Here is a 12,610-nt window from a genome sequence, read left to right as displayed (position 1 = left end):
CTCAAAAACCTATGGCAGTGTCTTATTTATTGTTATTTAATTTAGTTATTTGAGCTATTTTTCAAGGTTGATTAGAATTTGAAGTTCTAATTAATGAAATTTTATAAGTTCAATTTTGTTTATTATTGTTTGGGTTTTTAAATTTTAACATATAATTAATTGTTAATGTTTCATTTAAATTATCAATATTTCCTTTTTGATCTATAAGTTCTGTTGTTCAATTATTTTGATCTAAATAAACATCAAAATTATCTTTAGCATATTTTTTTATAGATACGTTTTGAAATCAATTTATTAATTCTAAATATGATTTGATTAAAACATTTATAGCATTTTTAGAAGCTTCTTTATTTAAATCTTTTTGACTATGTCCAAATAAATTTGAAACATTATCTAAAATAGAATTTTCATAAAATCTCTTTTTGTCATTGTTATAACCTAGTAAAATTACTGAAGCTAATCCATATTGTTTTTCTTCTATTTGCTTATTAACACTATCACTAATTTTATTATTATCACTAGTTATATTAATTTTTAAATCTTCTACTTTATTTGGATTTAAAGCTAAAATTGTCAGAATAGTTGATAAAGCATTTTTTGTTTCTAATTGCTCTTTATTATATTTAAAACTAGAAGTTATATTTTTGTTAAAAATTACATCTAATAAATTTTTAAAATTATCTAAATTAAAAATATATGACAAATCATCTTTGTTATAAAAATTTTCTAAATTTCTAATAATTTGAGAAATTGATAAATCTTTTAAACCATATAAAAATTGAAACTCATCAAAGCTATTTTTACCACTTATTGGTTTTTTTATTAAACTTAATAAATAATCTAAAAATTTGTCTAATTTTAAATTAGTAAGATTATAAATATTTGAAATATTATCAATAATTTGATTATTAAATACTTGTTTATCTGATAATTGATTAATTAATATAAAAACTTCTTTTAAAAAGTCTTGGTTATATAAAGCTAAAAAACAATTATTTAAAAAATCTTTTAAAGCTTTTGAATCTAAAAACTCAATGACTTTTTTATTTATTCCTAGTGATGGCAAAATCACTTTTGCTAAACTTAAGTATTTATTTAGCTCTGTTTTTAATTTATTATTAACACCTTGTTCAACTAAATCTTGGTGAAATGCTTTAATAATGTCAAATAAGATTGGAAGATAATTAGAGATAATAGAAGAAAAAGGTTTAATTTTTTCTATTTTATTTAATTTTTCTATAATGATTTTTTTTAATAATTCTTTATTATTTTTTTGTTCATATCATTTATAAAAAGGTGAGATTAAAAAATTGTTTGTAATATTATTTTTTTGTTCTACTTCACTTGAACTACCTAATAACATCACAATAAATTTTTGAAATTTATATCCATATTTATCTTCTTTTTCAAAAACCAAATTATTTTTTAAAAAGCTAATTATTTTTTTTAAATCAATTGAATTAATTTCTTGTTTAATTTGTTCTTCAGTTTTGTCTTTATAAATAGTTTGTAAATCAGTTTGTAAAATTTCATATAAAAACTCACTATTAGTTTTTTCTTTACTAAATAAATATAAAGGTTGCATAGTAGAATAATTTAAAGTTTTATCTGATTTTTGTTCTATTAAATTTTGATAAATACTAAAAGCTTTTAATAAATCAATTAGAGGTTTAATAATTTTAAATCAGTCTATTTTTAAATCTTGCTTATTGTCTTTTGGTAAAATTTCATCTCATAATTTTTGAGATGAAAATTCTAAAATTTCTTTTAATGTTTTTTGGGTTAAATTATTATTATTATTATTATTATTATTATTATTTGAGTTAGTAAATCAGTCTGGTTGAGAAAATAAACTGTTGGCTATATTATAAAATTTATTTTCTTCTATTTTATTAAGTTGGTCAATAAGATTAGTAAATTTGTTGTTATTAAAAACTGTTGATTCTAATAAAGCTGATTGATTAGATAAAAAGTTATTAATTAAATTACCTTGTTGATTTGGTGTAAAATCACCAGAAAACAAAAAATTAATTCCAGCAGAAATTAAACTTAGAGTTTTAAAAGTATTATTTTCAGTTGTTCTAGTAGTTTGGTCATTTCAATTTAAATCTAAATTAGTATTTTTATCTTTTTCAAGTAAAGCTATTTGTTTTAATTTATTTGTTCAGTCTTGTTTTTCTAATGTTAAAAACATTGATTTAAATTGATATTCATAAGTTATTTTTTTATCAACAATATATTTATCTACTAACTGTTTTTCTTGATTTTTATATAAATCACTAATTTTAGTTTGGCTAAAAGTTTTTAATGAATAATCAGTACTTATGTTTGTAGTATTTTTATCACTTAAAATAATCGATTGACTAGCGATTGCAGAAGTGTTTAATAATAATTTAATTTGATCTAAATAATTATTTTTAAATTGGTAAGTTATTGTACAAGAAATTATACTAGATGAACTTACTAGTAATGAAAATGTACTAAGACTTATTAATATTTTTTTCATCCATTTCTCCTTGTACTAATAAAAATTATCAATTAAATATTAACATATCACTATATTGATTTATTTTAAAAAGACCTTTAAAAATGTAGTTTACATAAAAAAATGATAGTATTAAAAAGACAAGCTATTTGTAATTATGGAGAAGTACAATGAAAAGAATATATAGCTTTTTTTTGTTATTAAAACAAGGACTTAAAGGTGTTTTTAAGTTTAAAATTCAGTTTATCATTATCCTTTTATTATCTTTTTTAGCTTCATTTATTTTAAGCACTTCTCTTACTTTAACTTCAAGAATTAATAAAACTTATAATAATATAGTTAATAATGTAAATAAATTTGATTATAGTAGTTCTAATGAAATTAGAACTTATAGAACTGATAGAAATAATTCAACAACAGATAGATCAGTTATTCCTTTATTAGATTTGGTTAATAATTCTAATTCTTATTACAATCAAAATTCTAATAATAAAAATATTTCATATTTAAACTTTATATTAAATAAAAAAAATTTAACTAGTAAATTTGATAATAAAACTTTACTAACTGAACTTTTTGAAAATAAAGATTTTATTGAACTTTTTACAACAATTAATGGTAATAATATTCAATTAATTTGAGAAAATAACTGATTATGACAACTTGCATTATACTTTAATAAGTTTACTTATCATTCTTATGAACAATTTTTAAAAGATAATAAAGAATATACTTATTTAAAAAATACTGTAATTGGAAAATATTTAACTAACAGTTTTAAAGATAAAAATGAATTTTTAAATGATGCTAAAGTTTTAAAAAATATTAAAATTGATAATTTAAAAAATAATTTTAATGCTAAAGAATTTAGACAAACTTTTAATAAACAAATTCAAAATAAAGAGTTATTTTCTTATATTTATATAAGTGGAATGTCTTTATTTCAATATATTTATAGAAATATTTATTTACCATATTTTAGTGATTTTAAAATTGAAAATAATAATAAAGGAAATAGTTTTTATACTTTTTTAACTGGAAATAAGCTCGATAATATTAGTAATAATCAAGTTGATAAATGAGTTATTAATGATAAAAATAAATCTTATCTTACTGAATTTGAGCTAAATAAAACAAAAGTAAATGAATCTGATAATAGCATTTTAATATCTAATCAAAATAATAAAGAAGCTATTAAAAAGCTAATTTTAGAAAAAGGGATGAAAGGAAATACTGAACTTGTTTTAATTACTAGTGATAATCAAAAAGTTCAGTCAATTAATCCAATTATTAACGATACTTCTTTATTTAAACTTTTATTTTACAATGGTAATGGTACTTCTGTAACTAATGTTGTTAGTGTCTTATCAGATACAAATTTTATAAAAAAAGATATTGTAATTGGTGAAAATCAATTTGATAATATTGAATTAATTCACAATATTTGATTAGCGCATTTAAAATATACTGCTTTAGCAAGTGGGTATGATATTAATTTTAGAACTGAAGTTTTTAATTATGATAGTGTTACTCAAATTAGATATCGCTTGATTGTCTTAAATGATGATCATACTACTAATTTAACTATTTTAAATAAAAACCAAGGAGCAAGGTTACCAACTAAAAGTGAAGCTTTAATTTCTGAGCAATTTGCAAGAGCTCATAAATTAAAATTAGGTCAACAAATTATAGTTGATGGTGCTTTGTTATCAATTGTTGGATTTGCAACTGATGCTTTTTCATTTTTCCCAACAACAGATCCTGATTTTCCAATTCCTCAATCTGGATTAGGTGCTATTTTATATGTTAATAAAAGTACTATAAAAGATATTTTAAGTTCTACTTCACAATCAAATACAAACAGAGTTTCTAAAGGATATTTATCTTTCTTTTTAACAAAAAAATATTCTACAGCTTCAATAGATATGTTTAATGCGTATCAAATGAATGATATTTCTAAATTATATGATTCTATTAATTACCAAAAAGAGCAAAAAAATAAACTTTCTACTTGATTAAATATTAAAGATTTTGATCATTCAATTTTTAGATTTAACTGAACAATAGCTCCGCTTGCGATAAATACTTATAAAATTTCAACTTTAATTGCTGCTTTAGCTGTTTCACTAATTGCTATTATTGCTTTAATTATTTGTATTAGAAAAACTATTTACTTTAATGCAAAACAAATAGGTATTTTAAAAGCTTTAGGAAGCTCCCCGTTACAAATTTCAATTAGTTATTTAGCTTATATTTTAGTTATTATTTTAACTTCTGTTCCTTTAGGTTGAATTGTTGGTTTATCTACTCAATCAGTTTTTGTTAAATTATTTGTACATTATTTTAGTATTCCATTATATTCATTTACTATTGAACCATTTTCATTATTAATTAGTTTATTAATTTTTGGTTTATTTGGTTTAATTATTTCTTTACTAACTGCATTTTTAATTACTAAAAAGCCATTATTTGATATATTAGCAGTAAAACAAAACTGATCTAGTTCTAAATTTATTAATAGATTAAAAAGAACTTGATTTAAAAAAGCTAAATTTACTACAAAATTTAGTTTAACTTTAGCATCATCTGGTAAAAAAAATATTTTCTTATTAGTAACTGTTGTTGGAATTTCAACTATGTTTATTTCAGCAGGTTTAGCAATTCCATCAATTGCTTTTACTATTAAAAATACTTATTATAAAAGTATTAAATATGCAAATGAGTACAATTATGCTAAAGGTGTAACTAATTCACCACTAACTAAACCAACAATTAATTATTGAAATGGACAAGAAGAATTAGATAAAAATATCTCTTCAACAATTTTAAATAATCAAGAATTATTTTATTATAATGATCCAACAGCTTATGCTTCTAGTTCTTATGATGTTAATCCTTTTCCAAAATATTTATACAAATTAGAAGAATTTGATAAAGATAAAAAAGAGATTAAAAATAAATTAGCTTGAACATTATTAGAATTAATTCAAAATAAAGATCATTTAAATGATTCAAATAAAACTAATTCATTAGATTTATTATTTACTGAAATGTTTGGTAATAATTTATATAATGTTGTTGGTAACCAGTTTTCAATTGGAGTTATTGATCAAATATTAGGACTAATTTTAAATTCAAAAGATAATATAATAAATCCAAATGATAAAAACACTAAATGAACTGATGAACAAAAAGATCTAATTTTTAAAGAATTAACTAATAATTTTACAAAAACTGGAACTACAGCAATTTCTATTTTAGTAAATGATTTATCTCCAAGTAAAAGTGATGATTGAAAAACAAAAATTTTTGATGCAATTTTAAAAGCAGTACCACCTTATGTTAGTGCTTATATTCAAAAACCATCAAGAAAAGAACAATTTTCAATTGCTTATAATGTTCAACACTACATTCCAGATCATGAAACTTTAACTACAGTTAGTGATGTTAAAGCAACTATTAATCAAAAAAATACTGATTTAGTTTTAACTGGTATTTCAAATAATCAATCAGCATTTATTATCAGTCAAAAAAATGCTAATAATTTTTTTGTTGATTATAAAAAACTACTAGCTTTACAAGAAGTGTTTTTAGAAAAGAAAACAAGTGATATTAAATTAAATGATCAATTTTTATTATATGATTCAAAAAATAATCAAATTAATTTACCTATTTTACCAAATAAACAAGCAAGTGCTTTTTATAATTTAGATAAAAATACTGATATATCAAATATTTTAACTACTAGTAAGCAATTTTTTATTAATACAAAAAATGGATATGTTAATTTACCAAAACATGCTTGAGTTTATGATGATTTAAACTTTATTAAATCTAAATACTATAATTTATTAACAGAACAACAAAAACAATTAATTAGTAAATTTAGAACTGGTAGAAATAGTAGTGCTGTTAATAGTGATGATATTAGATGACTAGATCCATATAATTTAGATAATAATAAGTTCACTTTAAAACTATTATATGATCAAGATAGATTTGATAATGATTCAACTTATGATAATAAAGAGTGAACATTATTAAATAATAGTTATATGTTTGATGATTTTACTTATAATAATCAATTTGATGATTTATTAAGTTCATATATTAGACCTTATTATCAATATAAAAATATTCAAATTTATATTCCTCAAAGTTTAATTGATATTGATCAAATTATTAATATATCTAATTCTAAAAAAACTCAAGATCGGTTAAAAAATAATACTGAACATTGATATAAAAAAGATATTGATTATAATAAAGTTCCAAAATCAGTAATTAAAGCTTGAGATATTAAAAATACTAATGAAAAGTTTTTAATGATTAGACCATATGATTTAAGATTTAGTCTAACAATAGATAATGTTTATAAATCAGGGTTAAGTAATTTAATAGCAAAACCCGAATATTGAATGTATCAATCAACAAAAACTAATAATTTAGCTAAATTAAACGCTCAAATTATTCAAAAAGATGCTAAAACAGTTTATCAGAATAAAGATTTAAAAATTGTAGCAAAACCAGTTGGTACACTAGATTCATATAATCAAAAATTAATTTTAACTGATCAAGGATTAATGAATTTAGTTTTAAATCTTTCAATTGGTAAAAAAATTGGAATTAAAGATAATTTTTATAATAGAGAAACTGTGATTAAAGCTGGAGAAAAATATAATGATATCATTTCTCGTTTTGATCGATATGATTTTAACCAAATCACTAATTATTTAGATAAAAACAAAAATAAAAAAGAATTTAATAATCTTTTATTTAGTAAAAAAGATCCATTCAAGCAAGCCCAATTTTTATGACATAACTCAAAATATTCAAACATTGAAGAAGCTTTAGATTTAACTAGTGGAATTAGTTTTATTCCAGATACTGCTTATAATGGGTTTTATATTTTAAATGGTCATGGAGCTTCATCAGCTTCAGGTGATGATGATATGATAAGTAGTATAAAAAATCAAAATTTATTAGCTACTTCTAAAACATTAATCAATCAAATTACATTTATAGCAATTTCAATTGGAATGTTATTAATTATTACTGTAATCATCACTTCTGCTTTACTAGTAATGTTAATATCAGATATTTATGTTACTCAATATCAACAATTTATGGTATTAATGAAAGCATTAGGATATTCAAATTATAAGATTAGTAAATATGCTTTTGGAACTGCTGTAGTCTTTAGTTTGATTGCTTGAGCAAGTTCAACAGCACTTACTTGAATTTTAATTACATTAATTATTAAAATAATAACAGCTTTAGGATTTGCTATTCCTTATGGATTTTCATTTTGAACTTTAATAGTAAGCTTTATTATTATTACAATAGCTTTTATTGGTTCATTAATAGTTTCATCAAATAAAATTCGAACTAAAAAACCCGCTAGTCTTTTAACAGTTTCAAATGAATAAGAGTCTTTATAAAAGACTCTTTTTTGTATAATTAAATAAAGGAGAATTATGAAAAAAATAGCATTGTATTTAAATCCTGGTTTTGAAGAAATTGAAGCAATTACCCCATGTGATGTTTTAAAAAGGGCTGGAATTTTAGTTGATATGATTTCAACAACAGATAAATTAGAAGTAAAAGGTTCACATAATATTACTATTAAAGCTGACAAATTATGAAAAGATTTAAATATTAATTATTATGATGGAATGATTTTACCTGGTGGAAGTGGTGTTACTAGTTTATTTAAAAACCAAACTTTAATAGATAATGTTTTAGAGTTTAATAAGCAAAATAAATTAATTGCATCAATTTGTGCATCTCCACAAGTAATTGGTCAAACTAGATTATTAGATAACAAAACAATTACTCATTATCCAAAATGTGACTTATATTTAGATAAAGCAAATGTAGTTAATAAACCTTATGTTGTTGATCAAAACTTTATAACAGCAACTAGTGCTGGAACAAGTATGCAATTTAGTTTAGCAATTGTTGAATATTTACTAGGAAAAGAAAAAAAAGAAGAAATTTTTAAAAATTTAGTAATTTTTGGTTAATTTTTAAAATCACCTCTAATACATATATGAGAGGTGATTTTTATTAAACTGATTAAACAAAGAGAATATAATGATTGTTCAATAGCTTGTCTAGTTATGATTATTAATTATTATTATAATCAAAACTATGATTTAGATAGATTGAAATTAGAACTTAATTATTCAGAAGAAACATTAAGTTTTTATGATATCTCTCAAGTTTGTCAAAAATATTTTTTAACTACTAAAGCTTTACAAATTCAAAATGACTTAGAACAAATAAATAAAAAAGTTTATTTAGCTCAAGTTGTTAATCAAGTTGGATTATTACATTTTGTAGTTGTTGAAAAACAAAATAATCATTTAATAATTTATGACCCTTTAAAAGATAAAAAAGAAAAAATTACTTATAAAGACTTTTATAAAATTTTTACTGGATATGTTCTAATTTTTAATTCTAATTATAAAAAGTTTAAAGCTAACTATACTAGTCTTTTTAAGTTATTTGATTTTTATTTAGGTTATTGTTTTTATATTTTTTTAAATATTTTTAGTATATTATTAACAATTTTAGAAATGAGATTTTTATATGTTTATTCGTTATCTATAACAAATCAAAATAATTCTTATTTTTTATATTTATATTTTTTATGCATTTTTTTAATAAATATTTTTTTAAATGAAATATCTAAATTTTTATTAAATAAGTACTATCAAAAAACTAAAACTAAAAAACTAGAAATCTTTTATTATTATTTAGTTGAAAATAATATTAAATTAGATGTTATAAATAGTTATTCTGAAATTGAGTTTATAAGTAATTTTCAAACTTATATTTTATTAAGTACAATAAGTGGATTAATTAATAGTTTAGTTATTCTTTTTGTAATTTTTTATATTAATAAAATTATTTTTTTAGTCTTATTTGTTTTTGATCTTTTTTGATTACTAATTAGTTTAGTTCATAACTTTTTTATTAGTAAAACTAAAAAAACTATTAAAACTAATATTAATTTATTAACTCATTTAATTGATAAAAATAAATTAATTGATGAAAAACTTACTTTAAAAATAATTAATAAAGATGTTATTAAAAATCAAATTGATTATTTAAATATTTTATTTAATATATTAGAAAAAATTAGTATGTTATTAATTTATTATTTGAGCTGAGATTTATTAAAGTTTAATTATATAGAATTTAGCATTTTATTAATTATTATTTTATTTAAAGCAATTCATACAAGTGATTTAAAAAAGCTTGTTTACTTTTTACAAAATTTTATTAAATATAAGCAATTATTGATTAAGTTTAATAATTACAAAACAACTAATAATTATTTAAAATTAAATGAAATTAATAATATTAAAATCAAAAATCTTTTAACTAATTGTGAAATTAATTTAGATCAAAAAATTAATTATTTATCTAGTGATTATGATCTTAGAACTTTTATTAAAAACAAAAATAGTTCAGAAGATATTTTGATTTTAATTAACAATACAAATGTTAAAGATATTTCTAAGTTTAGTTTAAATAAACATATTTGTCATTTAGATAATCTTGATATTAAATACACAACAATTTTACAAAACATTATTATTAATCAATCTGAACTAAATATTTTTAATAACAACTTAATTCAATGGATTATAAAAAAGTATCAAATTAATTTAGTTAAAGTAATTAATTTAGAAAATGCTAGTAAGCTTGAACAAGAATTTATTAAATTATTAAGAATTTTTTATTTAGATTATAAATATTTATTATTTAATGATAATTTTGAAATTATAGATAAAAAAGATATTAGTTTAGTTTTAGATTTGTTTAAAAGTTATTCAAGTAGTTCACTAATACTAACAAGTAATGATATCAAGTATAATTTAATTAGCAAGGATTTAAAAAATGTTAAAAATAAACTATTTTAATGATACTGATGTTAATATGAACTTTTGAAAAAAGTTTGCTAATAAAATTTTAAAAACTGCTTATGAATATTTTAATTTTAATTATGATATTGAATTAAGCATTACATTTGTTGATGATTTAAAAGCTCAACAAATTAATCAAAAATATCGTAATCATTCTTATATTGCTGATGTGACTTCTTTTCCAGTAGAAATGACAGATCAAGAAATTAAAGCAATTGGGTTTAGAGAACTAGGTGATATGTTTATTAATTTAAGTGAAGCTAAAAGAAAAGCTATTAAATATGAACACGATTTAAATTCAGAAATGGGGTTTTTATTTGTTCATGGCTTTTTACACTTACTAGGTTATGATCATGAAGATTTAGATGATGAAAAAATTATGTTTGACTTACAAGATCAAATTTTAAAACTAAATAACTTAGTATATATAATTAAATTTAATGAAGAAGACTATTTAGAAAGCAATTAAAAAATGAATAAATTTAAATCTGGATTTGTAAGTATTATTGGTAGACCAAATGTTGGAAAATCAACTTTATTAAATAAACTTATTGGAGAAAAAATTTCAATAGTTACAAATAAACCACAAACTACAAGAAATAATATTAGAGGAATTTTGACTAAAAAAGATCAATATCAAATTGTTTTTATTGACACACCAGGAGTTCACACTACAAAAAAACAATTAGATAAAGTTTTAAATACAAGTGCTTTAAAATCAACAAAAGATGTTGATGTGATTTTATTTTTAGCTCCAAGTGATGAAGTTATTGGAAAAAATGATTTATTTTTATTAAAACAAATAAAAAACTTAGATGTTTTTAAAATTTTAGTAATAACTAAAGCTGATAGTGTTACAAAAGAACAATTAATTTTAAAAGCAAATGAATGAAGTGCTTATCAAGATCAATTTGATGAAATTATTATTACAAGTTCTATAACTAATTTAAATATTGAAAAATTACTAGAATTAATTGTTAATAATTTATCAGATAATGATTATCAATTTTATGATGATGACATTTTAACTGATCAATCAGATCGTTTTATGATAAAAGAAATAATTAGAGAAAATATTTTATTAAAAACAGGTCAAGAAGTACCTCATAGTGTTGCAGTTTTAGTTGAGCATTTAGAACAAAATAAAACTGAAATAAATATTAGTGCAGCTATCATTGTTGAAAGACAATCACAAAAATCAATAATAATTGGTAAAAATGGAGTAAAAATATCAGATATTAGATATAAATCTAAAAAACAAATTCAGACATTATTTAAAAAACACATTAATTTAGAACTATTTGTAAAAGTTCAAGAAAATTGAAGAAATTCACCTAGTTTAATTAAAAAAATGGGTTATAACAAGGATCAGTATTAATGGAAAAAACCTTAAAAGGAATTGTTTTAAATAGTTTTGATTTTAGAGATTATGACAAAATTATCACAATTTATTCTAATTTATATGGAAAAATTAGTTTAATTTGTCTTGGAGTTAATAAAACAAAAAGTAAAAACAAATATGCTATTAATTATTTGTCATACTCAAATTTTGAAATATTTAAAGCAAAAAATAAACTTGGACTATCTAAGTTAAAAAGATCAGAATTAATTAATAGTTTTAATCATATAGCAACTGATTTTAACTTGTATGTTTATGCTAATGTTTTAACTTCATTAGTAATGAATTTAGAAGATCATCTTAAAAATTATAATTTATTTAAAATTTTAAAATTAAGTATTTTTTTAATTAATAATCAACCTAGTATTTCATTCAAGATTTGTATTTTATTTATGTTTTATTTTTTAAAAGTAATTGGTAATCAAATTAATTTAACTATATGTGGTTTTTGTAATTCTAAAATAAATCCAATTATTGCAATTAGTTTTACTGATTATTGTTCAAGTTGTAAATTTTGTTATTTTGATGATTATTTAATAATTGATAATCAGCTAAAAAACTTTATAAATTCTGTAGTTAAAGATGATTTTATAACTAGTTTAAATCAAGAGATTTCTAATCAAAATTTAAAGATTTTAACTAAGTTTATTTTAAGTTATTATAAAGATCAAGTAGGAATTTTTACAACTAGTATGTATCTATTATCTAGTATTAATCAGTTTAAATAGTTTTATACACAACATTTACAAAAATGTTATAATTAACTAGTTACTAACTTTTAGGAGAAAA

The 12,610-nt window shown here is 19.9% G+C and carries 7 protein-coding genes; 6 read left to right on the top strand and 1 reads right to left on the bottom strand.

Features of this window, described 5'->3' with window-relative positions; all coding sequences use genetic code 4:
- Window positions 1-22 precede the first annotated feature (22 nt).
- Window positions 23-2,506 (bottom strand): MOLPALP family lipoprotein, encoded by a 2,484-nt coding sequence (locus tag V2P32_RS02880; protein WP_434343236.1) that lies wholly within the window; start codon window positions 2,504-2,506, stop codon window positions 23-25.
- Window positions 2,507-2,655: 149 nt separating this feature from the next.
- Between V2P32_RS02880 and V2P32_RS02875 the strand changes: the two genes are divergently transcribed.
- The 6 genes from V2P32_RS02875 to recO all read left to right on the top strand — a co-directional run bounded on the left by V2P32_RS02875 (window position 2,656) and on the right by recO (window position 12,549).
- On the top strand, window positions 2,656-7,914 hold the full coding sequence (locus tag V2P32_RS02875; RefSeq protein WP_434343235.1) for an ABC transporter permease: 5,259 nt from the start codon (window positions 2,656-2,658) through the stop codon (window positions 7,912-7,914).
- A gap of 48 nt (window positions 7,915-7,962) precedes the next feature.
- Entirely contained in the window at window positions 7,963-8,511 is a 549-nt protein-coding gene (locus V2P32_RS02870; protein WP_434343234.1) for a DJ-1 family glyoxalase III, read from the top strand.
- Between the two features lie 96 nt (window positions 8,512-8,607).
- The gene (locus V2P32_RS02865; RefSeq protein WP_434343991.1) at window positions 8,608-10,419 is read left to right on the top strand and encodes a cysteine peptidase family C39 domain-containing protein; all 1,812 of its coding nucleotides are present in this window, start codon (window positions 8,608-8,610) and stop codon (window positions 10,417-10,419) included.
- Complete coding sequence (gene ybeY / locus V2P32_RS02860) at window positions 10,397-10,891, top strand: rRNA maturation RNase YbeY (protein ID WP_434343233.1); 495 nt, start codon at window positions 10,397-10,399, stop codon at window positions 10,889-10,891. The genes V2P32_RS02865 and ybeY overlap by 23 nt, the downstream gene beginning before the upstream one ends.
- Before the next feature lie 3 nt (window positions 10,892-10,894).
- Window positions 10,895-11,800, top strand: coding sequence for a GTPase Era (gene era, locus V2P32_RS02855; RefSeq protein WP_434343232.1), 906 nt, complete (start codon window positions 10,895-10,897; stop codon window positions 11,798-11,800).
- Window positions 11,800-12,549, top strand: coding sequence for a DNA repair protein RecO (gene recO, locus V2P32_RS02850; protein WP_434343231.1), 750 nt, complete (start codon window positions 11,800-11,802; stop codon window positions 12,547-12,549). The genes era and recO overlap by 1 nt, the downstream gene beginning before the upstream one ends.
- Window positions 12,550-12,610 lie beyond the last annotated feature (61 nt).

The organism is Mycoplasma sp. 06067-C1-B144P-99-0482-3, from assembly GCF_051053925.1.
In the GTDB taxonomy this organism is placed as follows: domain Bacteria; phylum Bacillota_I; class Bacilli_A; order Mycoplasmatales; family Mycoplasmataceae; genus Mycoplasma; species Mycoplasma leachii.
Note: the sequence above shows the minus strand (reverse complement) of the source record. Positions and strands in the feature narration are given on the sequence as shown.